The sequence below is a fragment of the Nonomuraea sp. NPDC050451 genome (assembly GCF_044458585.1).
The window spans coordinates 139,646-163,599 of record NZ_JBITHZ010000029.1 but is presented as its reverse complement, the minus strand read 5'-3'; the positions used below and the strand labels follow the sequence as shown (position 1 = coordinate 163,599).

Sequence of the window (23,954 nt, the reverse complement as noted above, 5' to 3'; positions counted from 1 at the left end):
TACTGTCTCCAGAACCGCAAGTTGTTCGACGAGAACACGGCTTTCCCCACCGACCTCACCGCCGCCGCTTGACACGTTAGGCGCCTGAGGTGTCTAACGTGCCTTGACGACCTTCAAACGGCTGACCAGCTGGATCGCTTGACTACCCCCAGACAAGTGTTCCGTTACCTCGTCGGCGGCGGCGCCTCCACGCCCATCGGGCGCGCCCTGGCCCGTAAAATCTTCCACGGCCAAAAAGGCGAACTCCGGCAGAAATATAAAGAAGGCCAGGAGGATTAACCTGGCGCGTTGAAATTTATGATCAACGTCTGCACTCTGTGGAACATGGTCTATACGGCTCGTGCTCCGGAAGAAATGCGCGCCGAGGATAAGAGGATCTCTGCCGCCGACATCGCCCGACTCCCACCTCTGGGCTTTGAGCATTTCAAAAATGCTGGGCCGCTACAGTTTCTCCCTGCCGGAGCTGGTCCGCGACGGGCAGCTGCGGCCGTGCCCCCGCCCGCCGTTGCTCTCGGACTGACGGCCCCGGCCAGCAGCCGGCGCGCCTGCTCGTGCGAGATCCCGGCACTCGTGCCGATCTTGCGCAGGCCCCATCCCTCGCCTCGCGCGGCTGCCATCGCCGCGAACAGCGCTGCGCCGGTCACTTCTCCCAGCATCGTGCGCAGCTCCGATGGCCGGCGCAGCCGTATCACAGGCGCCAAGTCAGCGATCCCCCGGCAAAACGATCAACATCAGCGCGCAGGAACGCCACATCCTCAAACTCCGCCAGCGGGTGCGACTGGCCTGGTCAGGCCGAGAGTGTCAACAGCTGTGACACTACGCCCGGCTCGCCGTTCCACTCCTACCGGCAGGCATTACTGGGCTGGCTACGGGAGTGCGGTCGGTCGGGGCGTGAGGTGCCAGGGCGGCTTGTTCACACGTCAGCGCGTGAGATCAAGCTCCCGGTTCTCCCGCGACCGGTTCTCCCGCGACCGACCCTCACGCGACCGACCCTCCCGCGACCGGCCCTCCCACGACCGGCGCTCGTGTGACCGGCCCTCCCGCGACCAGCGCTCGCGTGATCGGCCCGCGACAAGGGGATGGCGGCGTGTGACACTCGTCGAGTACGGCCATGCGATTCATCACAGAAACCGTTCCCGCGCAGAGAGGGCTGAGATGCCGCGCTGGCTCAAGGTCGTGATCGCGGCGACGCTGCCGTCGACGGCCGGGGTTCTGGCCTGGTGGATCTGTGTGGCGCGCGGGCTCGGGCTGGACAGCACGAGCATCGTCGTGGGGCTGGTCGTCCTGCTCCCCGGAACGCCGCTCGCCATCTGGGCCGGGCAGACGGAGCCGGGCACCGGCTCGCCGCCTGCTTCGAAGCGGGACCTGCGCACGGTCGGTGACGTGCCGCGCGAGCCGAAGGCCTTCCAGCCGCGTTCGGATCTGAGTGAACGCATCGACAAGCTGTTCTCCACGCGCCGCACGGCGGCGGTGTGTGCGCTGGTCGGCGGGCGCGGGGTGGGCAAGACCCACCTGGCGGCGGCCTATGCCCGGCGTTGCATCGAGCGTGGTATCCCGGTGGCGTGGCTGCACGCCGAGACCGTCGACCAGCTTCACGCTTCGGTGGACCAACTGGCCACCGAAGCCGGGTTGCGCAGCGACGCGGACGACCCGGCGACCGTGGCCCGCAAGGTCAGAGCCTGGCTTCAGGAGCGGCGCGAGCCGTATCTGGTCGTGTTCGACAACGCGACGGAGCCCGATCTGCTCGCGCCGCTGCTCCCCTCGCACGGCCGGGCGCGCGTGCTGATCACCACCAATGATCATTCGTTCGAACGGCTCGCCACGATGGTTGCGGTGGAGCAGTTCACGGAGGGCGAGGCGGTGAGGTACCTCCGCACGCGGGTGGGCGCGGACGACGGCGGCTTCCGGTCGCTCGCCGAGGAACTGGATCGCTTGCCGCTCGCCCTGGGCATCGCCGCCGCGGCTCTGGTCGGGCCGCCACGCCTGTCCTGCGAGTCCTATCTGGGGCGGCTGCATGCCACCCCCATCGAGGTGCTGCTCGCGCGGCCGCGCGGTGAGCCGTACCCCACCGGAGTCGCGCAGGCGATCATGCTGTCGGTCGGGCAGACCGGCCCAGAGGCCGCGCGCCTGCTCGGCGAGCTGTCCGTGCTGTCGACGTCCGGCGTCGGGTTCGAGCTGCTCGGCCCGGAGGCGGAACCGGCGCTGGCCGAGCTGGGCGCCCGATCGCTGGTCACTTTCAGCCGGAGCGACACGACCGCGTTCGTCCACCGCCTCGTCCGGCGTGCGGTACGCGATCAGGCCGGACGTGACCGCACCCTGGCCGAGCTGATCGAGACAGCCGGGCAACGGCTGTGCGTGGCGGTCGAGGACGTCTCCGACCAGGACACCTGGCGGAAGTTCCCCACGATCATGGCGGTGGCCGAGCACGCGGCGGCCTTGTGGGAGGCCGTGGAGCAGGTGCCCGACGACGAGTTCGCGTACATGCGCGCGGCGGCCGAGCTCGTGCTGCGTGTCCGCCACGTCGTGGTCTCCCGCCTGGTCTATCTCAACGACGGGCTCCGTGCCCTCCCGGTCGCCGAAGCCGTCGTCAGGGGACGCGAGAGACTTCTGGGAGCCGAGCATCCGGACACCCTCAAGGCCCTGCACTCGCTGGCGCACGCCTTCGAGTACGCCGGCCAGGCGATGAAGGCCGCCGCCCTCTACCAGCGCGTCGCGGCCGATCGCTCCCGCGTCCTGGGCGACGATCATCCGGACACGTTGTGGTCACGCGCGTCGGTGGCCTTCTCGTACACGATGGGAGGCAGGGCGCCCGAGGCGGTGCCGATGATCGATCAGGTGGTGGCCGACCAGGAGAAGGCGCTCGAACCCGGCCATCCCACTCTGCTCGCGGCGCGCTATTTCCAGGCCTACACCAACGTCGAGGGCGGCCGGCCCGAGCGCGGCATCGAGCTGTTCCGGCGACTGATAGCCGATCACGAGCGGATCTTCGATCACGACTATCCCGATACCTGGGTCACCAAAGGACAGCTCGCGCGCGCCTACAAGGTGGCGGGCAGGGCCGATGAAGCCGTTCAGCTGTACGAGCACGTCGCCGGGCAACAGACGCGGCTGCTGGGCGCCGACCATCCCGACACGCTGATCACCCGGCATGGCCTGGCCATGGCGTACGAGGCAGTGGGACGGACCGCCGACGCGCTCGCCGAGTACGAATGGGTCGTGAACCGGTTCGAGGCCGTCATGGGGCCCGAGCAGACGCTGACCAAGACCGCCAGGGACGATCTGGAGCGCGCGCGCCGGAGTCTCCGGCAGAGGTGATCAGTGGGAGTGGGCCGCACGCGCCCTGTTCCGGCCGGGTGGACGCATCGCCCTTGCCACCCAGCCCCGCAATCCCGGCGCCACAGCCGAAATCATTGCCGGGGCCGCCAGGAGCGACAGGGCACCCCAGGCTGGGTTCACCCCCCATTCGAACGGAAACCCTCAGCCTTGACCGCCGGGCGCAGCTTTCGGACCACCACTCCGAGCAGCGCCTCGCCGTCGAAGTAGCCCATGTGCCGAGAGTCGAAACGAGCGGCACGGTTGTCGCTGAGCAGAACCAGGCGACCGGGCGGCACGGTCCGATGGTCCGCCGGGAGGGCGGGAAACCGATCGCGGGGCCCGGAGTCGCCGGGGACGGCCGCCACGCGCTTCACCAGCCACGGCGGATTGCCAGGGAGCCGGGGCGGCGGCATGGGAACGACCACGATCATGCCGGGGACGACCCGTCTCAGCGGTGTCCGGCGTACCAGGACGCGGTCGCCGTCGTGCAGCGTCGGCGTCATGCTGAGCCCGCTGACGTGCACGATGGCGTACCGCCGTGTCAGGACCGCCGCCGCCACGAGCAGCGAGGCCGGCACGAGGCCGGCCGTCAGCAATAGCCGATCCACACGCAGTTGATGTAATTGCAGTAACAGTTCAGCTGGCAGTTGTAGAGGCGTCTGGTGGAAAGGACGCAGACTTCGTGGAACTCGTTGCCGGTGCAGTCGCAGGCGCCGGCCTTGGCGCGGGGCACCACCCGCTCGAGGAGCCGGTCTGCCAAAGCGGTCAGAGCAGCGGTCATCGCAGCCTCCATCGGCGATCGCCGTAATTGCGTCTCGGGTCTCGAAAGAATGGCGCGGGAAAGGTTTTCGAGACTGATTCCTGAACGACGGTAACAATCTCGGCTTTCCTGGTTCTGTCGTGGAAATAGCGCCGCCCGCGCGCTCGACGATGGAAGCGCGACAGGCCGACGACATCGCCATGGCGCAATATGCGTCACGTGGAGGCACGCATGATGATCCGGTCCGCGCTGATGGGCGGGCGGCTGGTCTGGAAATCGGCGCCCGCGCTGTTGTGGGCTTACCTGGCGGTGACGCTGCTCGCGGGCGTCGTCCCGATCGTGGTGGCCTGGCTGACCAAGCTGGCTCTGGACCGGATCGTTTCCCCAGGGCCGCCGCTGGTGCTGCTCGGGCTGGCCGCCGGGCTGGCGGTCGCCGGGTTGTTCACCTCGGTCAGCCTGCAGAGCAGCCAATACCTGCGCGCGGAGGCCGGTCGCCGCAGCACGCTCGTCGCCACGGACGAGCTGTTCGCCGCGATGGAGCGGCTTGACGGGCTGGCCCGGTTCGAGGATCCGGCGTTCCTGGACCGGTTGAGGTTCGCGCAGGAGAGCGTGCGGAGCTTGCAGTTCATGGCCGACTCGTGTTTCGGGCTGGTACGTGGCGCGATCACCCTGGTGGGGTTCGTCGGCTCCCTGGCGGTGATCAGCCCGCCTTTCACGGGGATCGTGGTGGTCGCGGCGATCCCGGCACTGTGGGTGCAGTTGCGGCTGTCACGAAAGCGGGTCGGCGTGATGTGGCGGATCGGCCCGGTGGAACGGCGGGAGATGTTCTACGGCCAGCTCCTGTCCACGGTGAACGCCGCCAAGGAGATCCGGCTGCTCGGCCTCGGCCCTTTCCTGCGCGGACGCATGATCAAGGAGCTCCGCACGGCCAACGACGCCAGGCGCCGGCTGGAGCGCCGCGAGCTCCTGTACCAGTCCGGGCTCTCGCTGCTGGCGGCGGCGATCTCCGGAGGCGGGCTGATCTGGGCCGTGACCAGCGCAGGACGAGGCCTGCTGAGCGTGGGCGATGTGTCGATGTTCACCGCGGCGGCCGCCGGCGTGCAGGGCGCGATCGCCGGCCTGGTCACCACGGCCGTGGCCGCGCACCATCAGCTGCTGATGTTCGGCCACTACGTGGAGGTGGTCGAAGCGGCCCCGGACCTGCCGCCGCCCGCGCGGGCCGTCCCGCTGCCGGACCTGCGCCGCGGCATCGAATTCAAGGACGTGTGGTTCCGCTACGGCCCCGACCATCCCTGGGTGCTGCGCGGGGTGAACCTGTTCATCCCGTACGGCGAGGCGGTCGCCCTCGTCGGCCGCAACGGCAGCGGCAAGAGCACGATGGTCAAGCTGCTGTGCCGGTTCTACGATCCCACAAAGGGCGCGATCCTGTGGGACGGCGTCGATCTGCGCGACGTCGAGGTCGGCCGGCTCCGCGAGCGCATCGGGGCGGTGTTCCAGGACTTCATGTCGTACGACCTCAGCGCCGCTGACAACATCGCGGTCGGCGACCTCGCGGCACTCGGCGACCGGCGGCGCATCGAGACGGCCGGTCGGCACGCGGGCGTACACGAGCTGATCGCCGCCCTGCCCCGCGGCTACGACACGCTGCTGACCCGGATGTTCCGCCAGGACCCGGAGCAGGACGACTCCGGGAGCGGGGTGCCGCTCTCCGGCGGGCAATGGCAGCGACTGGCCCTGGCCAGGGCGTTCCTGCGACGGGAACGCGACCTGATGATCCTCGATGAGCCGAGCGCCGGGCTGGACGCGGAGGCGGAGCACGAGATCCATACGCGCCTGCGCGAGATCCGGGCGGGCAGGACCGGGATCCTGATCTCCCACCGCCTCGGCGCGGTGCGCGACGCCGGCCTCATCGCGGTCCTCGAGGACGGGGTGATCGTCGAGCAGGGCGGGCACGAGGAGCTGCTCGGCGCGGACGGCACCTACGCCCAGCTGTTCACCCTTCAGGCGACCGGATACGTCACGACCGCGTGACCCGCAGCCGGTCCAGGTGATAGTCGACCGCCGCCACGACGGCCTCGGGCGAATAATGGCCGATCAGGGCCGGATGCACCATTCCCTGCGCGAAAGCGAACAGGACGCTCGCGGCGTCCTGGTCGTCACCGCCCACCGGCACCTGGTTGAACGCGATCTGCCGCACCGCCCGCACGTGCTCGGGATGGGCGGCGATGAACGCGATGTTCGCCCTGATGAACGCCTCCAGCCGGGCGCGCGCCCCGGGGGCGGCGTCGAGCGCGGGGCGCATGAAGGCGGCCGCGTCCTCGACGACCTGGCGGACGACGGCCTCGAACAGCTGGTCCTTGCTGGAGAAGTGGTAGGAGATCAGCCGTTTGCTGCTGAGCCCGGCCTGCTCGCAGATGAAGCCGATCTCTTGCCCCGCCAGGGCGACGAGCCGGACGACGGCCAGAATTTACACAGCCGTATAACTCAGCTCAAGTGTCGAGGGTGATGACTTCGGGGCCGGAGTCGGTGACGATGACGTCCTCCTCATGGCTGGCACCCCCCACGGAATGCATCGCGATCCTGCGCTCCAGCGCCAGGCACATCCCGGCCTCGATCAGGCCGTCCGCGTCCGGCCCGCCCTCCGTGATCCACGGCGGCTCCAGCGACAGGCCGAGCCCGTGGCCCCAGAGGCCGTCCGTCTCCGACCAGGGCAGTCCGTGATGGACGGCGAACGACGACCGTTCGAACACCTCCTGGCACCGCCGCGCCACCTGGCCGAAGCGCCGGCCGGGCCGCAGCAGCTCGATCCCGGCCAGGACGCTCTCCCGCACCGCCTCCAGCAGCCGCCGCTGCTCCGTGGTCGGCTCGCCGCCGACGACCCACGTACGGGCCAGGTCGAACAGGTAGCCGCGCACGGAGCCGTACAGGTCGATCCTGATCAGGTCGCCCTCGGCCAGCCGCCGGTCGGCGGAGTAGGGCGTCGGGCCCGAGGCGGCGAACGTGTAGGACTCGGCGCCGGAGGAGATGCCCATGCCGGAGTAGGCGCCGCCCGCCCGGACGATCTCGGCGATCGCGGCCGTCGCCACGTCGGCCTCGGTGGCGCCCGGCACGGCGGCGTCGCGGGCGGCGGACACCGCGCGCACCCCGAGCGCCCCCGCGGCGCGCAGCAGGTCAAGCTCGGCGGGGCTCTTGATCCGGCGCGCCTCCCAGGCCAGGTCGTCGGCGCACACCAGCTCGTGCCCCGGCAGCACCGAACGCAGCCGGCACCACCACGGCGCGGCCATCGCCTCGTAGCCGATCAACGCGACCCGGCCCGGCCGGATCGACTCCCTGATCTCCTCGGCCAGGGCGTCCACGAGATCGGGCGTCACATGGACCCGCGCCGCGGGCCGGGGCTCCTGGAGGTCCCGGGAGTTGGTCAGCAGGACGGCGGTGGGCTCGCCGAGAGGAGGGTCGTCCACGGGCAGGACCACGGCCGCGTGGCCCCGCGCCCGCCAGTGGCCGGGGAAGTCGGGGATGAACGGCTGGTGCTGGTAGAAGCCCGTGAGGTAGTAGACGTCGGCGTAATGGTCCTGCGCCGAACCGCCTCTCGACCAGGCCACCACCCCGCGGAACCCCGCCCGCGCGGCCAGCCGCCCCATGGACGCCTGCCGCGCCGCGTACTCCTTGCCACCGATCCCCAGCACAACCGACTTCTGCCCAGGTCAGAGGCCGGTTCACCTCGCCGCGGTCGTTCAGAGCCCCTTGAGGAACGCCGCCGCCACCGGGGCCGCGACCTTGCCGCCCGCGCCGCCGCCCTCCACGACCACCGCGAAGGCCACGTCACCCTTGAAGCCCATGAACCAGGCGTGGGTGTCGAGGTCGTCGCCGGTGCCGAACTCGGCCGTGCCGGTCTTGCCGTGAGTGCCGGCGGGCAGGCCGGCCGCCTTGGCCGTGCCCTTGGACACCACGGCCGCCATCATCGAGTGCAGCTGCTCCTTGACCCCGTCGGGCAGCGGGCGCTCGGCGGCCTTCTGCTTCAACGAGGGCACCAGCGTCGGCGGCCGCCACGTGCCGTCCGCGATGGCGGCGGCCACCGAGGCCATCGTCAGCGGGCTGGCGGTGATCCTGGCCTGCCCGAACGCCTCCGCGGCCAGCTCGGCGTCGGACTGGGCCCGGGGGAAGCTGGCCTTGGTGGCCGGGACGCCGATGTTCAGGGGCTGGTTGAAGCCCACGTCCTCGGCCGTCTTCAGCAGCTTGTCGGCGCCCAGCTTCTGCTCGGCCAGCGGCGCGAACGTCGTGTTGCACGAGTGGGCGAACGAGTCGAGGAACGACAGCGACCCGAACGCCTCCTTGTCGGAGTTGCGGACCTTCAGCCCGCCGATGGTCGCGTACATCGGGCACGTCACTGTGTCCGACGGCGACATCCCGGCCGCCAGCAGGCCGATCGCCGTGACCGCCTTGAACGTCGAGCCGGGCGGGTAGCGGCCGTCCAGCGCCCGGTTGAAGCCGCCCTGGTTGTTGACCACGGCCAGGATCTCGCCCGAGGACGGCTTGATCGCCACCATCGACGTGGGCTTCTTCATGTCCTTGACCGCGCCCACCGCCGCGGCCTGCGCGCGCGGGTCGAGCGTGGTCTGGACGGGCTCGCCGTCGCTGCCCTCGATGGTCTCCAGCGTCTTGCCGCCGAGCTGGATCTCGGTGGCGGGCGTGCCCGCCAGCCGCTTCTGGAACGTCTCCTGCAGCCCGCCGCGCCCGATCGCCTGGCCGACCTTGTAGGAGGAGCCCAGCTTGGCCACGTCCTTCTTGGCGGCCTTGTCGAGGTAGCCGACGAGCTGCTGCACCGACCCGCCGACCGTGCCCGTGTCGATCCGGTCTCCCTGGGCGTCGGTGATCCCGGCGCGGTCGGGCCAGCGCGTCTTGAGCTTGAACTCCGCCCCGGCGGTCATCGACGGGTACAGGGCGGTGGGCTTCCAGTCGACCTTCCAGGTGCGGTCGGCCACCATGAGGTCGATCTGGCCCTGGTAGGACCACTTGCCGATGTTCTTGAGGGTCAGGGTGGCGGTGTAGGGGGCACGGGCCCGGTCGCCGGTCTCGGTGATCTTGCCGAGCTTGATGTCCGTCGACTCGACGGCGAGTGCGCTGCGTTGCTGGTCGTACGCGTTGAGCTGCTGTGGTTTGGCCAGCTCCGCCCCCATGGCGGCCCAGTTGCCGGCCTGCCAGGCGGTGGTGAAGCGCTGCGCCGTCTCGGCGGGCGTCCCCCTGGTGTGCAGCAGGTAGTACGCGCCACCTGCCGCGGCCCCCACCGCGAGCACGGTGGCGCCGGACACGATCGCGATGGTACGACCACGCGCCACGCTAAATCCCCCTGATCCTCGACGACATTGTCACGACACGCCGTTGGCCGCCTTGTAGCTGGCGGCGTAGGTCGGCACGTATTCCTGCCCGGACAGCTTCTGGATGGCCGCCATGATCTCGTCGGTCACCCGCCGCCGGTCGCGGGCCTTGGTGTGGTCGCCCTCGAACCGCATGGGCTCGCCGATGGCGATCCCGATCCGCGCGGGCCTGGGCACCTTGGAGCCGACCGGCAGCACCTTCTCGGTGCCGCTGAGCGCCACGGGCAGCACCGGGGCGCCCGTCTTGAGCGTCAGCCAGGCCACGCCGACCTTGCCGCGGTAGAGGCGGCCGTCCGGGGAGCGGGTGCCCTCCGGGTGGATGCCGAACAGCTCGCCGCGCTCCAGCAGGTCCGCGGCGGAGTCGAGCATGGTCTGGGCGGCGTGCGCGCTCTCCCTGTCGATCGGCAGGCTGCCGCCGAGCCGCATGAAGAAGCCGGAGACCGGGTTGCCGTCGAAGTACTCGTTCTTGGCGGTGAAGGTCACGTGCCGCGGAAGGAGAGCGGGCAGCAGGAACGAGTCCAGGATCGACAGGTGGTTGGCGGCCAGGATCGCGGGCCCGCTCCTGGGCACGTGCACCGCGCCCGAGATGTGCGGCCGGCACATCGCGTGCGTGAGCGGCGCGGCGGCGAACTTGACCACTTCGTACAGCAACGAGCTCTCCTGATCATCGGGCCGGTCGGCCACCCCACCATAAAGCAGGCGCCCCGCCGGTGGGCGGGACGCCTGGAAAAGTCGTTGAGGCCGATGTGGCGGTCGCCTCCTCGGCGAGATGCACAACACGGCTCCAGCCGAACGGTATTCCGTGAAGGCGGTAATTTGCGGCCCGGGGGACACAGACCACATCGGCAACTTGAGTTAAGCACACGGTCCGGGCATGGGGGTAATCGTGCCCCCCACATGGGCGACACGTGACCTGCGCTCGGCGATCTTCGACCGCCCCGGAGGCCGGTTCGCCCCGGTCACTCACGGTGACCTCGGGCTCGCCCGCACTCGACGCGATCGGGAAAATGATTTGAGGTCCCATTGGCATTCCGGGTTGAATTCACAACGTCAGTGAGACTCGGTGAGGGCACGGGTCGAAGTCCGTCGGTTACCACTTTTAATGGGGATGTCGCAGGTTCGAGTCCTGCCCGGGGCCAACGCTCCGGTAGCTCAGTCGGCAGAGCACCAACGCCGGTGGACGCCCCCATATCCGTGCCCTCTCCGAGCCTCGGGGGCGGGTCGAAGCAGGCCGGTTATCGCTTTGGGTGCCGGAAGCGCGGGGTTCGATTCCCCGCCGCGCGGGTGCGCCCGCGCGTCGCGTAGTGGCAGCGCGCCGTAAAAGACCGGTCGGCATTTCCACATCCGCCCCCTTTTTTTCTGCATATCCGCCGTTCGGGCGGGTCGAGACGTACGAGGTGAAAAACCATGCCGGGAAACCGTGACCCCCTCGCCGGCGTTACCGCGTTCGCCACGCCGCAGACCCGGCGGCTGCCCGGCCGCGCCGACCAGGTGCGCAACGCGGCGGGCGGCTTCGTCTTCGAGAAGGACCTGTGGCAGCGCGTCGAGGACTTCCTGATCCTCGGCACCACGGGCGGCACCTACTACGTGTCGCAGGAGCAGCTGACCGCCGGCAACGCCGCCGCGCTGTTCGAGGCCATCGCCGAGGACGGCCCGCGCGTCGTCGAGCTGCTCACCGCCATCTCGACCGCGCGGCCGCCGCGCGCTCCCAAGCAGCGCCCGGCGCTGTTCGCGCTGGCCGCCGCCTACGCCCGCGGCGACGCGGCCACCCGGCAGGCCGCCAAGCTCGCCCTGCCCAAGGTGGCCCGCACGACCGACCACCTCGCCTCCTTCTTCGGCTACTGCAAGAACCTCGGCGGCAAGCCGACCGCCCGCGGCACCGCGCCGGTCACCGGCCGGTCGCTGCGCACGGCGCTCGCCTCCTGGTTCTCCACCGGCAGCGCCGACGACGTCGCGTTCAAGGTGTGCAAGGCCCGCCAGCGCAGGACGCCGCAGGGCGAGACGTTCGACCTGCGCGACGTGCTGCGCATCGCCCACCCCAAGGCGGACGGCCCGCAGCGGGCGCGGCTGTTCGGCTGGATCGCCGGCAACGTCTCCGACGAGCAGGCGCGCGAGGCGCTGGAGTCGGTGGACCGGTTCCTGACCGCCAAGGCCGTCACCACGGCCCGCGAGGCGATCCAGGTGGTGACCGAGCGCAAGGTGCCGTGGGAGTTCCTGCCGGACGCCGTGCTGAGGGATCCGAAGGTGTGGGACGCGCTGGTCGACACGATCGGCATGACCGCGCTGCTGCGCAACCTGGCCCGCATGACCCGGATCGGCACGCTCACCCCCAAGGGCGGGGCCACTCGGCGCGCGGTCGCCCGGCTCACCGACCGCGACGCGCTGCTGCGGGCGCGCATCCACCCGATGGACGCGTTCCTGGCGCTGCGCGTGTACGGCTCGGGCCGTGCCCAGCCGAACCCGCGCGCCGACGCGCACACGTGGGCGCCGGTCCCGGCGATCCGGGACGCGCTGGAGGAGACGTACGAGCTGGCGTTCGGCGCCGTCGAGCCCACGGGCCGGCGGCTGCTGGTCGCGGTGGACTCCTCCGGGTCGATGTCGGGCGGCTGGCACGGCGGCGACGTCGTGGTCGGCGGTTCGACGATCGGCTCGCCGTACGAGGTGGGCTGCGCGATGGCCGTCATGCTGGCCCGCATCGAGAAGGGGAACGTGCACGTCATCGACGTCGACACCAGCGTCCACGCCTCGAAGGTGACCCCGCGCACCAACCTGCGCGAGATCGGCTCCTGGCGGCCGTTCGGCGGCGGCACGGACCTGTCGCTGCCGTTCCGCTGGGCGCGCCGGCAGCGGATGGCGGTGGACGGCATCGTGGTGTTCACCGACAACGAGACGTGGGCGGGGCGCGCCCACCCGTCGCAGGAGCTCGACGCCTACCGGCGCACCGTGGCCGCGGACGCGCGCGTGGTCGTCGCGGCGATGACCGCCGTGGGCTACTCGATCGGCGACCCCGGCGACGAGGGCGTGCTGAACGTGGCGGGGTTGGACGCGTCGTTGCCGCTGATCGTCAACGGGTTCGTCCGCGCGTAGGACGCGTCGGACCTGACCGGGAGCGCCCGGTCAGGTCCTCGTCCAGCGCGGCTGCTTCACGTCGAAGACCCGCTGCTCGCGGCCGCGCAGCGCCACCTCGGCGAACTGCCACAGGATCGCCCCCGTCGGCGCGTGCACCACGATGGACGGCCCCAGCGGCATCTGCAGCAGCTTCCCGCGCCAGCGCGGCACCCCCGGCGCCAGGAACCACTCCAGCGGCACGTCGTGCACCGAGGCCACCTCGCGCGGGTCGGCCACCGGCTGCTGGACGCCGCCGAACGCCACCACCGGCGTGATCACGAAGCCGGAGTCGGTGACGAAGTCGTCGAGCATCCCGGCGACCTCGACCCCGGTGACGCCCGTCTCCTCGGCCAGCTCGCGCAGCGCCGCGTCCACGGTGCGTTCGCCGTCGTCCAGGCGCCCGCCGGGCAGCGCCCACTGGCCCGGGTTGCGCCCGCGGGCGGCCCGCTTGATCAGGATCGTGTACGGGACCCGCTCGGCGTCCTCCAGGACGCACACGGTGACGGCGGCCCTGCGCACCCCGCCGGTGGGCGGGACCTGCCGGCGGTCGAAGGCGGCCAAGTGGGACCGGATCTGCTCCTGCAGTACGTCGATTGGCGACAGCACACTTCAAGGATGTCACGGGGGCCCGGACGGGGACGCTCGGGCCGGGTCTCACGACAGGCCGTACGGCAGCCGCACGGTGACGCTCAGCCCGCCTTCCGGCCGTGCGACCGCGGTGACCTGGCCGCCGTGCGCGCGCACGATGGCCCGTACGATCGACAGCCCCAGCCCCGCGCCCTTGAACGAGCGCACCCGGTCGCCGTGGAGCCGGCTGAACGGCTCGAACAGGTCGTCCACCTCGTACGGCGGCACCGCCGGCCCGGTGTTGCGCACCGTGACCACCGCGTCGCCGCCCTGCCGCCGCAGCGCGAGCCAGATCTCGCCGTCGCGCACGTTGTGCTTGATCGCGTTCTCCAGCAGGTTGAACAGGCACCGCTCCAGGAACAGCGGATCCCCCTCTACCAGCACCGGACGCAGATCCTGGTGCAGCGTGACGGGCCGCTTGCGCGACTGCAGGTCGATCTGCTCCAGCGCGGTGCGCACCACCTGCTCCAGGTCCACCGGCTTGCGCACGGTGAGCTCCTGCTCCGACTGCGCGAGCAGCAGCAGGCCCTCGATGAGCCGCTCGTAGCGGGCGTTCGTGCCGAGCAGCGCCCTGGCCAGCGCTTTGAGGTCCTCCGACGCGGCCGGCTCCTCCAGCGACACCTCCAGCACCGTACGGTTGATCGCCAGCGGCGTGCGCAGCTCGTGCGAGGCGTTGGCGATGAAGCGCCGCTGCGCGTCGAACACCCGGTGCAGCCGTTCCAGCATCGCGTCGAACGTGTCCGCCAGCCGCTTGACCTCGTCGGGCGGGCCCCGCAGCCCGATGCGTTCGTGCAGGGTGCTCTCCGACAGCCGCTGCGCCGCCTCGGTCACCTGGTCGAGCGGGCGCAGCGCCCGGTCGGCCACCACGTAGCCGAGCACGAGCGCGACCACGCCGACCACGATCATCACGAGCATGGACGAGCGCACCATCTCGCTGAGCACGTTGCCGGCCCGGTTCTCGATGTCGCCCTGGAACACGACGTCCTGGGCCATCGGGCGCGTCGCGACGATGTCCGCGGGCGGGTCCTGGAGTTTCCTGAACCCGGTGATGAACTGCTGGTTCAGCGCCTGGCCGGTGGTGAGGTAGGTGAGCCAGAGCAGGATCGACCCGGCCACGAAGAACAGGCCGCCGTACAGCAGCGTGAGCCGCAGCCGCAGCCGCCTGCTGCTCCACCACGACCGACCCCGGTCGACGATCAAAGCCGGTACCCCTTGCCGGGCACGTTCAGGATCGCCGACGGCACGCCGAGCTTCTTGCGCAACGACGTGATCGTGACCCGCAGCGCGCCCGTGCCCGAGTCGGCGTGCTCGTCCCAGACGCTCCTGCGCAGCTCGCCGGAGGTGACCAGCTCGCCGTCCGCGCCGAGCAGCACGCGCAGCACGTCGAACTCCTTGCGGTTCAGCGACACCGGCCGCCCGTCCCTGGTGACCGTGCGGCGGGACGGGTCGAGCGCGATGCCGCCGCGTTCGAGCGGGGGCGCCGCGGAGCGGGGCGAGCGCCGGGCCAGCGCCCGGACCCGGGCCACCAGCTCGGCGAACGCGAACGGCTTGACCAGGTAGTCGTCCGCGCCCAGCGACAGCCCGTCGATCTTGTCGCGGATCTGCCCCGCCGCGGTCAGCATGAGCACCCGGCCGCCCCCGCCGCCCTCGCGCAGTTGGCGGCACACGTCGTCGCCGTGCACCTCGGGCAGGTCCCGGTCGAGCACCACCACGTCGTAGTCCACGAACGCGGCCCGCTCCAGGGCGTCCTGCCCGTCGTAGGCCACGTCCACGGCGATCGCGTGCAGCCGGAGCCCGCGCGCGACCGCGTCCGCCAGCCGTTCCTCGTCCTCGACGACAAGCACCCGCATCGCCGGCCCCTTTCCTCTGGCACCCGAGCGTGACGGATCACGTGTTAGGGCCGGATAAGCGCGCCGGTCGGGCTTATCCGGTTCTAGCACCCCATGGGCTGGAGTGAGCCCGCGCCCCGGGCGAAGGACCCGGGCGCGGAGGAGCGAACGTCATGAACGTACGGCTGTTGCTGGTCGCCGTCCCCCTCACGCTGGCGCTGGCCGCGTGCGGCGGCACGGCGCCAAAGGACGACGGCGTGGCCAGCGCCGACGGCGGCACCTCGTCCGCCCGACCCACGGCCTCCCCGTCGGCGTCGATGGACCCGGAGGAGGCCCAGCTGAAGTTCGCGCAGTGCATGCGCGAGCACGGCATCGACGTGCCCGACCCGCAGAACGGACAGATCCGGGTAGAGGTCCCCAAGGGCGTGAGCCGCGACAAGATGGACAAGGCCCAGAAGGCCTGCCAGCCGATCATGGACGCCGTCGTCCGCGACCACGCGCCCAGTCAGCAGGACTACGACCAGATGGTCAAGTTCGCGCAGTGCATGCGCCGGCAGGGCGTCGACGTGCCCGACCCCAAGCCCGGCGAGGGCCTGCGCATCGAGCTCAGGAACGGCTCGAAGCAGAAGATCGAGGCCGCGCACAAGGCCTGCGAGCAGTACGCACCCGGCGACGGCAAGGACAAGAGGACCTCAGGGGAAGCGCCATGAGGAAGGGGATCCTGCTGAGCGGCGGCACCGTCCTGGCCGTCGCCGCTACGTGGACCGCGGTGGCCGTCATGAACGACGGCGTTCCCGGCGCCGCCACGCCCGCCAAGCTCCCGGTGCCCGCCACCGCGGACATCACCCGGCAGGACCTGGTGGAGACCAAGACCGTGGACGGCGCCCTCACCTACGCGGGGGAGCGGCAGATCGCCTCGGGCGCCTCCGGCACCGTGACGTGGGTGGCCGCCCAGGGCGCGGTGGTCCGCCGCGGCCGCCCGCTGCTCAAGGTGGACCGCAGGCCGCTCGTGCTCATGTACGGCAGGCTGCCGCTGTACCGGACCCTGCAGCGCGGCGTGTCCGACGGGCCGGACGTCGAGCAGTTGGAGCGCAACCTCAAGGCGCTCGGGTACGGCGACTACCTCACCGTGGACGACCACTTCAGCTACGCCACCGAGCAGGCGGTCAAGGACTGGCAGGACGACAGGGGACTGCAGGAGAGCGGGCGGGTGGACGCGGCCCAGGTCGTGTTCCAGCCCGCCGCCGTACGCGTGACCGACGCCAAGGCCGAGGTCGGCGCCAGGACCGCGCCGGGACAGCAGGCGCTCACGGTGAGCGGCATCCGCCGCCTGGTGCACGTGGACCTGGACACCGGCGACCAGTCGCTGGCCCGCAAGGGCGCCAAGGTCAACGTGACGCTCCCCGGCGGCGAGCGGGCCGGCGGCCGGATCACCTCGGTCGGGACGGTCGCGGAGTCCTCCGGGTCAGAACGGGACGCGACCACCACCATCGACGTGGACATCACCCTCGCCAAGCCGCCGAGGACGAAGCTGGACCAGGCGCCGGTCGAGGTGGAGATGGCCAGCGCGCGGCACGCGAACGTGCTGGCGGTGCCGGTCGAGGCGCTGCTGGCGCTGCGCGAGGGCGGCTTCGGGGTCGAGGTGGTGGAGGGTGCGGCGAGCCGGATCGTGGCGGTCGAGACCGGGGCGTTCGGTGGCGGGCTGGTCGAGATCAAGGGCGAGGGGCTGGCCGAGGGCATGAAGGTCGGGGTGCCGGTCCAGTGAACGGCCACCACATCGTCGAGCTGCGCGCTGTGACCAAGACGTACGCCGGGGACGTGCACGCCCTGCGCGGCGTGGACCTGACCATCGCCCGGGGCGACCTGCTGGCCATCGTCGGCCCGTCGGGATCGGGCAAGTCCACCATGCTCCACATGATCGGCACCCTCGACCGTCCCACCTCCGGCACCGTGCTCGTCGCCGGCCACGACGTCGCGACCCTGTCGGACCGGGAACTGTCCGGGCTGCGCTCGCGCACCCTGGGGTTCGTCTTCCAGCAGTTCCACCTCTCGCCCGGCGTCAGCGCGCTCGACAACGTGGCCGACGGCCTGCTCTACACCGGCACCGGCCGCCGCGTCCGCCGCGAACGAGCCGCCGCCGCGCTGGAACGGGTCGGGCTCGGCCACCGGCTCCGGCACCGGCCGTCGGAGCTGTCCGGCGGCGAGCAGCAGCGGGTGGCCGTCGCCCGGGCCGTGGCGGGCGACCCGCCGCTGCTCCTGGCCGACGAGCCGACGGGCAACCTGGACTCCCACGCGGGCGCCGACGTGCTGGCCGTCCTGGCGGACCTGCACGAGGCCGGCACCACCGTCGCCGTCATCACCCACGACGCCGAGATCGCCGGCTGGTGCTCCCGCCAGGTACGCCTGCGCGACGGGCTCGTCGTCGACGGCCACGAGCACGACCACCTGAGCCCCGTCGAGCTGCTGAGAGGAGCCGGGCGTTGACCGACCACCACCACCGGGCCGGGGCACGGCTCGCGCCCGGCCGGCTCAGCCCCGGGGACGTGCTCCGCGTCGGGGCCGCCGGGCTGCGCGCCCGGCCGACGAGGGTGATCCTGTCGGCCCTCGGCATCGCCATCGGCATCGCGACGATGATCGCCGTGATCGGGATCTCGTCCTCCTCCCGCGAGCAGCTCCTGCGCCAGCTCGACAAGCTCGGCACCAACCTCCTCACGGTGGCCCCGGGGCAGACCATGTTCGGGGAGGAGGCCAAGCTGCCGACCGGCGCGCTGGCCATGGTCCAGCGCATCCGCCCGGTCCGGACGGCCGCGGCCACCGGCGGCGTGGAGGCGACCGTACGCCGCAACAACCACATCCCCGACTCCGTCACCGGCGGCATCGCCGTCCAGGCGGCCAGCACCACTCTGCTGACCACCCTGGAGGGCTCGGTGGCCAAGGGGACCTGGCTCAACGACGCCACCGCCCGGCAGCCGGCCGTCGTGCTGGGCGCGCAGGCCGCCGAACGGCTCGGCCTGGCCAGGACCGGCGTACAGGTGTGGATGGGCGGCCGCTGGTTCACGGTCGTCGGGATCCTCGGGCCGATGCCGCTGGCACCGGAGATCGAACGCTCGGCCCTGGTCGGCTTCCCCGCGGCGCGGGAACTGCTGGGCTTCGACGGCTACCCCACCACCATCTACGAGCGCTCCTCGGACGAGGCCGTGGAGTCGGTGCGGCAGGTGCTGCCCCGCACCGTCAACCCCGAGAACCCGGAGGAGGTCACCGTCAGCAGGCCGTCGGACGCCCTGGCCGCCAAGGCGGCCGCCGCGGGCGCCTTCACCAACCTGCTGCTCGGGCTCGGCGCGGTGGCCCTGCTCGTGGGCGGGGTCGGGGTGGCCAACACCATGGTCATCTCCGTGCTGGAGCGGCGCAAGGAGATCGGCCTGCGCCGCTCGCTCGGGGCCACCCGCGGTCAGGTACGCATCCAGTTCCTCGCGGAGTCGTTGCTGCTGTCCGCCCTGGGCGGGGTGGTGGGCGCGGTCCTGGGCGCCCTGGCGACCACGGGTTACGCCCTGTCGCGGGGCTGGCCGCCGGTGGTCCCGCCGTGGGCGCTGGGCGGGGCGGTCGGGGCGACCCTCCTGATCGGGACGCTCGCGGGGCTCTACCCCGCCATGCGGGCCGCCCGCCTGTCGCCCACGGTCGCCCTGGCCACCACCTGAGGGCCTGCTATGAGAGGAAACCTCGGATCTCGGCCGCGACCTGCTCGGGGCGTCCGCGCTGGTCGGCGTTGCAGGTGGCGCTGTGGTCGAGGCCCCGCAGGTCCACGCGCCGGGCATGGGGCAGGACGCGCTCCAGCCCGGTGAGCACGGACTTCAGGTGGGCGGGGCTGCGGGTGCCGCCGAGCAGGAGCACCTCCGCCCCGATCGACCGGTAGACGTCCAGGGTGCCGGCCGTCTCCGCCACCACCTGCCCGTCGTAGTGCAGCGTGGGGGCCAGCTCCCGGAACGTCGGCTCCCCGTCGACCGCCGCCTTGTCCTGACTTTTCAGCATCATGGTCGTGAGCAGTTCCAGGACCGCCCGCGGCATGACGTTGAAGATCGGCGGCCCCAGCCGCGCCGCCCTCATCCCGGTGACCAGCGCCGCCGGGATCCGGCCGGCCGCGAGCTCCCGGTCGAAGCGCTCCAGCCAGCCGGCCGGGTAGAAGCCGCCGAGGTCCAGCGGCGGCTCGAAGATGACGGCCTTGCGCAGGTCGGGCCGCACGAGCGCGGTGCGCAGCGTGACGATGGCGCCCGAGCTCACGCCGACGACGCGGTCCGCCCCGGTCGCGGTGAGCAGCGCGTCGAGGTCCTCGACCTCGCGGTCGAGGCGGTAGTCCGGGCCGTACGGGCCGCTGCGGCCCCGGCCGCGGCGGTCGGGCACGTAGCACGTGAACTCGTCGGCGAGGGCCTGGGCCAGCTCGATGTTGCTGTGGCCGGTCTGCATGACTCCGTGCAGGAGCACCAGCCCGGGGCCGCGGCCGAGCCGGCGGTAGCTGATCGTGGTGCCGTCCTTCGACGTCACGGCGTCGAGAGTGGTCGTGGTCATCATGGCTCCCCATGGTTCGGTCCGCGAAGGGGAGCCCGGCTATTGTTGCGAGTGCCATCTCGTGTCCGGGGTCCCGCTTCGCGGGCATTTCGGTACGAAGATCTCCCGGCGGCGGTGTTCCCGCACCGCCGCCGGTCCTGCGATCGGCCACCGGCCTCTTCGCCGGTCGCCGGGGTCAATCCGCCGCGCTGCCCCTCTCCGCGATGTCCGCCACCTCGGGGGGCAGGTCGCCGGTCCGGTGGAAGGCCCGCCATCCGTCCAGGCCGGGGAACGTGCCGGAGGTCAGCTCGGCCAGCAGCGCGCGTACCCAGCCCGCCTCGGCCTCCCGCATCGCCAGCGCGTACTCGGACTCGAGCAGGAACAACCTGGGCACCTCCTCCAGATCCCGCTCCAGCGCCCGGCGCGCGTCCTGGAGCTGCTGCTCCAGGAGCTCCAGGCGCTGCCGCAGCAGCGGCACCACCTCGTCCGGACCGAGCCCGGCCAGCACCGACAACCCCGCCTCGAACGCCGACGGCTCCCGCACGGGCGTGGACAGCAGCTCGCGCGTCCAGTCGTCGGCCTCCTCCCGGCCGGCCTCGGTGACGCGGTAAACGGTCCGCTCGGGGCGGGCGCCCTGCCTGCCGCTCTCCACGGCCTCGATCAGGCCGTGCTTCTCCAGGTTGCGGACGACGGTGTAGAGGGATCCCCACTTGATCGGCATGTCCTGGTCCTTGCCGCGCGCCCGTAGCACGGAGGCCATCTCGTACGGGTGCATCGGCCGCTGCCCGGCCACCGTCAGCACGGCCAGGGCCAGCAGGTTCCCGACCCTGCGCCGCTTCGCCATCCCGCTCATCTCCTCGTGGACGAATACTCGTCTACGAGCATACGTGCGCGAGTATCTGTCGCGCAATGGCGAACTTGCGCTTACGAGCGGGCGGCAAGGGGGCGGCCCGCTGCGCGACGCGCGTCCTGATCGGAGGCGGCGTCGGGCGCCGACCCCGGCACTTGGGCGGCTCGGCGAGTGGCACGTCCTGGGATCGGAGGCGTCCGCGCGTGGGGCGTCGGACCCGGTGTCTCGCCGGTGCGGCGCGTCGAGAGGCGGCCCGCTGCGCGCCGCGTGTCCTGCGATCGGGGGCGGCGTCGGGCGCTTCGGCGGGTCCGGAGGGTGGCTCGCCGGCGCAGGCGGTGCCTGTGGGGGCCTGGGAGCGGCGGGGGAAGGAGGGAGAGCGGCGCCGCCCCGGGAGGGGGTCACGCCGGACGGGTGACGCCCGGGGCGGCTCGGGTCAGGACATGCTGCTCACGAGGATCACGCCGAGGGCGATGCCGATGATCATCCCCACGCCGGCGGCGACGGCGGCCCACTTGCCCAGCGGCTCGCCCCGCGTGTGGCCGACGATGCCCAGCACGATGCCGGCCAGGCCGAACAGGATCGGGATGAACAGCACGGCCACCACCGCGCAGACGAACCCGATGATCGACAGGACCTGATTGCTCGGCGGCTGCTTGTAAGGAGGCTGCGGATACGGGGGCGGCTGCGACCACTGGGTGTTCGGATCGTCGCTTTGGGGCGGATCCTGCGAAGAGGTCACTTGCGGGCTCCTCTCGAGACGTGAACAACATCACACACCGAAGGGGCCAGTCCTGTCGAGCCGAACGAACCAGGACATCTACCGATTTCGCGCTGCTTCTACGGGTTGAGAAAGCTGGGGCGGCAGGGGCCTGGCGTGCACGACGTCCAGCCGGGAGACGGCCCGGGTGAGGGCGACGTACAGGCGGTTCAGGCCGCGCCGCTCGGCTTCGGCGACGGCGGCGGGCTCGGCCAGGATCACGTGGTCGTACTCCAGTCCCTTGGCCAGCGAGGCGGGCAGCACGGTGAGGCGCCCGTCCACGTCCATGCCCTCGTCCCGGAGCGCGGACGTGAGCGCCTCGACGTCGGCGTCCGCCGCGATCACCCCGATCGACCCCTCGAACGCCATCGCCTCGCGTGCCGCCTCCACCACGCCCTTCTCCAGCCCGGCGACGCGGGTGACGCGCAGGCGGCCGTCGGAGCGGTACGAGCGGGTCGCGGGGACCTGCGTGCCGAGCGCCGCCAGGAGCGTGTTGGCCAGCTCCACCACGGCCGCCGGGACCCTGAAGCCGGTGGTCAGGGCGATGACCTGGCCGTCCGGCTTGCCCAGCAGCGCCATGCGCTCCGGCCAGGAGGAGGCCGCCCACGGCGTGGTGCCCTGGGCCAGGTCGCCGAGCACGGTGAGCGAGCCGTGCTCGCTGCGCCTGGCCACGGCCCTGCACTCCATGGGGGACAGATCCTGGGCCTCGTCCACGATGACGTGGCCGTAGCCGCGCGGGCGCTCGATGAGGGCGGCGATCTCGTCGAGCAGGACGAGGTCGGCCGCCGTCCACCTGGCGCTCTTGACGCTGCGGGGCGGCCTGGCCCAGGTGATCGCCTCCCATTCGGCCTCCGTCAGCGCGCCGTCCCGCGTGCCCGCCGCCGGGCCGCGCAGGACCTCGTACAGGACCTCCTCGGGCCTGGCGGCGGGCCAGACGGCGTCCAGGGAGGGGGTGACCGCGCGGGCGATCTTGCGGGTCCACGCCGCGCCGGCCGTCTGGCCGCGCGCCTCGGCCTGGCGCTGGATCGCCGCGACCATCCGGGCCCGCACCCGCTCGCGGCCCACCCCGTACGGCAGGGACTCGCGGCGCGTGCCGTCCACGATGCGGCGCAGCTCGTCCTCGGGCACCCGCCACCGGTACGAGCCGTCCGCCACCGCCACCGGCTCGACCGGCTTCGCGATCCGCCGGTACAGCGCCCCGCGCAGCACCTCGGCCATCCGTACGTCGTGCTTGACCAGCGCGGCGGCCTCGCTGTCGGTGGCGGTGACGGGAATGGAGGCCAGCAGGCGCTCCAGGGTGGTCTGCTCGACGTCCACCTCGCCGAGCGCGGGCAGCACGGCCGAGATGTAGCCGAGGAAGGCCCGGTTCGGGCCGAGGACGAGCACGCCGGAGCGTTCGAGCCGCTGCCGGTGCGCGTACAGCAGGTACGCGGCCCGGTGCAGGCCGACCGCCGTCTTGCCGGTGCCGGGCGCGCCCTGGACGCAGATCGAGGTGTCCAGCTCGGCCCGTACGAGGTCGTCCTGCTCGGGCTGGATGGTGGCGACGATGTCGCGCATGGGGCCGACGCGCGGGCGCTCGATCTCGGCGGCCAGGATGCGGGACTCGCCTTCCTCGCCCTGTTCGAGGCGTTCGTCCTCGAAGCTCGTCAGCGTCGTGCCCGACCAGCCGAAGCGGCGGCGTACCGCGACGCCCTGGGGGTCGCGGGCGCCGGCCCGGTAGAAGGCCCGCGAGACCGGCGCGCGCCAGTCGATCACCACGGGCGGGCCGCCGTGCTCGCCGGTGATGTGCCGCCGGCCGATGTGGTACGCGCGCCCGCGATGCTCGGCCGAGCCCTGGCCGAAGTCCAGGCGGCCGAAGAACGGCGGGCCCTCGGGTTCCTCGCTCAGCTCCTTGGCCAGGCTCTTGAGGTGACGCCCCAGCCGCTCGGCGCTGTAGCGGTCGCCGGCCACGGTCTCTCCGATGATCACGTTGTCGCGCGCGCCTTCGAGCATCCTGCGCAGTCCGGCCTTGCAGCGTTCGACGTACTGCCTCTCGTCGTCGAGCGTGCCCATCGCGTCCCCCAAAATGTTAACTCGGTTAAGAACTTGACCAGGTTAACACTTTGGTAGGCTGTGGTCATGACGGGACTACGGGAGATCCAGCGGCAGCGGGTCCACGAGGCCATCTCGACGGCGGCCATCGCGCTCTTCCTGGAGCGCGGCTTCGACGAGGTGCCCGTGACGGAGATCGCGGCGGCGGCGGGGGTGTCGAAGCCGACGCTGTTCAAGTACTTTCCGACCAAGGAAGACCTCGTGCTGCACCGGATCGCCGACCACCAGGGCGAGGCCGCCCGCGTCGTACGGGGGCGGGAGCCGGGGGAGCGGCCGCTGGAGGCGCTGCGCCACCACTTCCTCGACGGGCTCGCCCGGCGCGACCCGGTCACCGGGCTCAACGACCATCCGGAGGTGGTGGCGTACCACCGGATGGTGTTCTCGACGCCGAGCCTGGCGGCGCGGCTGTTCCAGCACATGTCGCAGGACGAGCAGGCCCTGGCCGAGGCGCTCGCGGAGATCACCGACGAGCTGACCGCCGGGCTGGTCGCCGGGCAGGTGCTGGCCACGCAGCGGGTGCTCGCCCGGCGCAACTGGGCGATGCTGGCCGAGGGCCGCCCGATGGCGGAGGTCGAGCGGGAGGCGATCACGGCGACCGAGCGGGCGTTCTCGTTGCTGCCCGTGTTCACGCCTCGCGAACAGCCCGTTTAGGCAGGTGGCAAGGGGTGTACTTGATACGGTGAGCCTCTTGACCAATTGCAAA

Annotated in this window: 22 protein-coding genes; 8 read left to right on the top strand and 14 right to left on the bottom strand. The window is 71.7% G+C overall.

Annotated features, from left to right (window positions below):
• Window positions 1-93 precede the first annotated feature (93 nt).
• Window positions 94-423, bottom strand: coding sequence for a hypothetical protein (locus ACIBI9_RS50005; RefSeq protein ID WP_397234041.1), 330 nt, complete (start codon window positions 421-423; stop codon window positions 94-96).
• Window positions 424-1,155: 732 nt separating this feature from the next.
• On the opposite strand from ACIBI9_RS50005, the gene ACIBI9_RS50000 reads away from it, so the two are divergent.
• Window positions 1,156-3,315 (top strand): tetratricopeptide repeat protein, encoded by a 2,160-nt coding sequence (locus tag ACIBI9_RS50000; RefSeq protein WP_397234039.1) that lies wholly within the window; start codon window positions 1,156-1,158, stop codon window positions 3,313-3,315.
• Window positions 3,316-3,452: 137 nt separating this feature from the next.
• Here ACIBI9_RS50000 and ACIBI9_RS49995 read toward each other — a convergent pair whose 3' ends face one another.
• Both ACIBI9_RS49995 and ACIBI9_RS49990 read right to left on the bottom strand, forming a co-directional pair.
• Window positions 3,453-3,923 carry a S26 family signal peptidase gene (locus ACIBI9_RS49995; RefSeq protein WP_397234037.1) on the bottom strand — a complete coding sequence of 157 codons (471 nt, stop codon included), beginning with the start codon at window positions 3,921-3,923 and terminating at the stop codon, window positions 3,453-3,455.
• Window positions 3,905-4,096 (bottom strand): hypothetical protein, encoded by a 192-nt coding sequence (locus ACIBI9_RS49990; RefSeq protein ID WP_397234035.1) that lies wholly within the window; start codon window positions 4,094-4,096, stop codon window positions 3,905-3,907. Before ACIBI9_RS49990 ends, ACIBI9_RS49995 begins: the two co-directional genes overlap by 19 nt.
• Window positions 4,097-4,306: 210 nt before the next feature.
• Between ACIBI9_RS49990 and ACIBI9_RS49985 the strand changes: the two genes are divergently transcribed.
• Entirely contained in the window at window positions 4,307-6,106 is a 1,800-nt protein-coding gene (locus ACIBI9_RS49985; protein WP_397234033.1) for an ABC transporter ATP-binding protein, read from the top strand.
• On the opposite strand, the gene ACIBI9_RS49980 is transcribed toward ACIBI9_RS49985, so the two are convergent.
• From ACIBI9_RS49980 to ACIBI9_RS49965, 4 genes are all read right to left on the bottom strand, one after another.
• Entirely contained in the window at window positions 6,093-6,377 is a 285-nt protein-coding gene (locus tag ACIBI9_RS49980) for a hypothetical protein (RefSeq protein ID WP_397234029.1), read from the bottom strand. The two genes, ACIBI9_RS49985 and ACIBI9_RS49980, sit on opposite strands and share 14 nt — an antisense overlap.
• 187 nt (window positions 6,378-6,564) lie before the next feature.
• Window positions 6,565-7,761 carry a M24 family metallopeptidase gene (locus ACIBI9_RS49975; protein WP_397234027.1) on the bottom strand — a complete coding sequence of 399 codons (1,197 nt, stop codon included), beginning with the start codon at window positions 7,759-7,761 and terminating at the stop codon, window positions 6,565-6,567.
• Window positions 7,762-7,809: 48 nt separating this feature from the next.
• Entirely contained in the window at window positions 7,810-9,384 is a 1,575-nt protein-coding gene (locus ACIBI9_RS49970; RefSeq protein WP_397234024.1) for a penicillin-binding transpeptidase domain-containing protein, read from the bottom strand.
• A 57-nt stretch (window positions 9,385-9,441) separates the two neighbouring features.
• Window positions 9,442-10,053: a lysophospholipid acyltransferase family protein gene (locus ACIBI9_RS49965; protein ID WP_397234046.1), complete on the bottom strand. Its 612-nt coding sequence runs from the start codon at window positions 10,051-10,053 to the stop codon at window positions 9,442-9,444.
• 804 nt (window positions 10,054-10,857) lie between these two features.
• On the opposite strand from ACIBI9_RS49965, the gene ACIBI9_RS49960 reads away from it, so the two are divergent.
• A complete protein-coding gene (locus ACIBI9_RS49960; RefSeq protein WP_397234021.1) occupies window positions 10,858-12,537 on the top strand; it encodes a TROVE domain-containing protein in 1,680 nt (559 codons plus the stop codon).
• A gap of 30 nt (window positions 12,538-12,567) precedes the next feature.
• Here the strand turns inward: ACIBI9_RS49960 and ACIBI9_RS49955 are convergent, their stop codons facing one another.
• Genes ACIBI9_RS49955 through ACIBI9_RS49945 form a run of 3 tightly spaced genes read right to left on the bottom strand, consistent with a single transcriptional unit; the run spans window position 12,568 to window position 15,035 of the window.
• Window positions 12,568-13,164 carry an NUDIX hydrolase gene (locus tag ACIBI9_RS49955; protein WP_394496719.1) on the bottom strand — a complete coding sequence of 199 codons (597 nt, stop codon included), beginning with the start codon at window positions 13,162-13,164 and terminating at the stop codon, window positions 12,568-12,570.
• 48 nt (window positions 13,165-13,212) lie between these two features.
• Window positions 13,213-14,385 (bottom strand): sensor histidine kinase, encoded by a 1,173-nt coding sequence (locus tag ACIBI9_RS49950; protein WP_397234019.1) that lies wholly within the window; start codon window positions 14,383-14,385, stop codon window positions 13,213-13,215.
• Window positions 14,382-15,035, bottom strand: a complete 654-nt coding sequence (locus tag ACIBI9_RS49945; protein WP_397234017.1) for a response regulator transcription factor — start codon at window positions 15,033-15,035, stop codon at window positions 14,382-14,384. The genes ACIBI9_RS49950 and ACIBI9_RS49945 overlap by 4 nt, the downstream gene beginning before the upstream one ends.
• Before the next feature lie 152 nt (window positions 15,036-15,187).
• Here ACIBI9_RS49945 and ACIBI9_RS49940 point away from each other — a divergent pair, with 152 nt between their 5' ends.
• Genes ACIBI9_RS49940 through ACIBI9_RS49925 form a run of 4 tightly spaced genes read left to right on the top strand, consistent with a single transcriptional unit; the run spans window position 15,188 to window position 18,709 of the window.
• Entirely contained in the window at window positions 15,188-15,724 is a 537-nt protein-coding gene (locus ACIBI9_RS49940) for a hypothetical protein (protein WP_397234015.1), read from the top strand.
• Entirely contained in the window at window positions 15,721-16,779 is a 1,059-nt protein-coding gene (locus tag ACIBI9_RS49935; RefSeq protein WP_397234013.1) for an efflux RND transporter periplasmic adaptor subunit, read from the top strand. Before ACIBI9_RS49940 ends, ACIBI9_RS49935 begins: the two co-directional genes overlap by 4 nt.
• Entirely contained in the window at window positions 16,776-17,498 is a 723-nt protein-coding gene (locus ACIBI9_RS49930) for an ABC transporter ATP-binding protein (protein WP_397234011.1), read from the top strand. The genes ACIBI9_RS49935 and ACIBI9_RS49930 overlap by 4 nt, the downstream gene beginning before the upstream one ends.
• The gene (locus tag ACIBI9_RS49925; RefSeq protein ID WP_397234008.1) at window positions 17,495-18,709 is read left to right on the top strand and encodes an ABC transporter permease; all 1,215 of its coding nucleotides are present in this window, start codon (window positions 17,495-17,497) and stop codon (window positions 18,707-18,709) included. Before ACIBI9_RS49930 ends, ACIBI9_RS49925 begins: the two co-directional genes overlap by 4 nt.
• Window positions 18,710-18,716: 7 nt before the next feature.
• On the opposite strand, the gene ACIBI9_RS49920 is transcribed toward ACIBI9_RS49925, so the two are convergent.
• From ACIBI9_RS49920 to ACIBI9_RS49905, 4 genes are all read right to left on the bottom strand, one after another.
• Window positions 18,717-19,577 (bottom strand): alpha/beta fold hydrolase, encoded by an 861-nt coding sequence (locus tag ACIBI9_RS49920; RefSeq protein WP_397234006.1) that lies wholly within the window; start codon window positions 19,575-19,577, stop codon window positions 18,717-18,719.
• A gap of 172 nt (window positions 19,578-19,749) precedes the next feature.
• On the bottom strand, window positions 19,750-20,397 hold the full coding sequence (locus ACIBI9_RS49915) for a PadR family transcriptional regulator (RefSeq protein WP_397234003.1): 648 nt from the start codon (window positions 20,395-20,397) through the stop codon (window positions 19,750-19,752).
• A gap of 439 nt (window positions 20,398-20,836) precedes the next feature.
• A complete protein-coding gene (locus ACIBI9_RS49910; protein WP_397234001.1) occupies window positions 20,837-21,142 on the bottom strand; it encodes a hypothetical protein in 306 nt (101 codons plus the stop codon).
• Between the two features lie 78 nt (window positions 21,143-21,220).
• Window positions 21,221-23,212 carry a HelD family protein gene (locus tag ACIBI9_RS49905; RefSeq protein ID WP_397233999.1) on the bottom strand — a complete coding sequence of 664 codons (1,992 nt, stop codon included), beginning with the start codon at window positions 23,210-23,212 and terminating at the stop codon, window positions 21,221-21,223.
• Between the two features lie 66 nt (window positions 23,213-23,278).
• On the opposite strand from ACIBI9_RS49905, the gene ACIBI9_RS49900 reads away from it, so the two are divergent.
• Complete coding sequence (locus tag ACIBI9_RS49900) at window positions 23,279-23,902, top strand: TetR family transcriptional regulator (RefSeq protein WP_397233996.1); 624 nt, start codon at window positions 23,279-23,281, stop codon at window positions 23,900-23,902.
• The last annotated feature ends 52 nt before the right edge of the window (window positions 23,903-23,954 follow it).

Coding starts and splice junctions, on each gene's coding strand:
- ACIBI9_RS49945 (WP_397234017.1), bottom strand. CDS start 15,035: ATGCGGGTGCTTGTCGTCGAGGACGAGGAACGGCTGGCGGACGCGGTC.
- ACIBI9_RS49920 (WP_397234006.1), bottom strand. CDS start 19,577: ATGATGACCACGACCACTCTCGACGCCGTGACGTCGAAGGACGGCACC.
- ACIBI9_RS49900 (WP_397233996.1), top strand. CDS start 23,279: ATGACGGGACTACGGGAGATCCAGCGGCAGCGGGTCCACGAGGCCATC.
- ACIBI9_RS49985 (WP_397234033.1), top strand. CDS start 4,307: ATGATGATCCGGTCCGCGCTGATGGGCGGGCGGCTGGTCTGGAAATCG.
- ACIBI9_RS50005 (WP_397234041.1), bottom strand. CDS start 423: ATGCTCAAAGCCCAGAGGTGGGAGTCGGGCGATGTCGGCGGCAGAGAT.
- ACIBI9_RS49935 (WP_397234013.1), top strand. CDS start 15,721: ATGAGGAAGGGGATCCTGCTGAGCGGCGGCACCGTCCTGGCCGTCGCC.
- ACIBI9_RS49990 (WP_397234035.1), bottom strand. CDS start 4,096: ATGACCGCTGCTCTGACCGCTTTGGCAGACCGGCTCCTCGAGCGGGTG.
- ACIBI9_RS49940 (WP_397234015.1), top strand. CDS start 15,188: ATGAACGTACGGCTGTTGCTGGTCGCCGTCCCCCTCACGCTGGCGCTG.
- ACIBI9_RS49915 (WP_397234003.1), bottom strand. CDS start 20,397: ATGGCGAAGCGGCGCAGGGTCGGGAACCTGCTGGCCCTGGCCGTGCTG.
- ACIBI9_RS49960 (WP_397234021.1), top strand. CDS start 10,858: ATGCCGGGAAACCGTGACCCCCTCGCCGGCGTTACCGCGTTCGCCACG.
- ACIBI9_RS49980 (WP_397234029.1), bottom strand. CDS start 6,377: ATGCGCCCCGCGCTCGACGCCGCCCCCGGGGCGCGCGCCCGGCTGGAG.
- ACIBI9_RS49965 (WP_397234046.1), bottom strand. CDS start 10,053: ATGTGCCGGCCGCACATCTCGGGCGCGGTGCACGTGCCCAGGAGCGGG.
- ACIBI9_RS50000 (WP_397234039.1), top strand. CDS start 1,156: ATGCCGCGCTGGCTCAAGGTCGTGATCGCGGCGACGCTGCCGTCGACG.
- ACIBI9_RS49905 (WP_397233999.1), bottom strand. CDS start 23,212: ATGGGCACGCTCGACGACGAGAGGCAGTACGTCGAACGCTGCAAGGCC.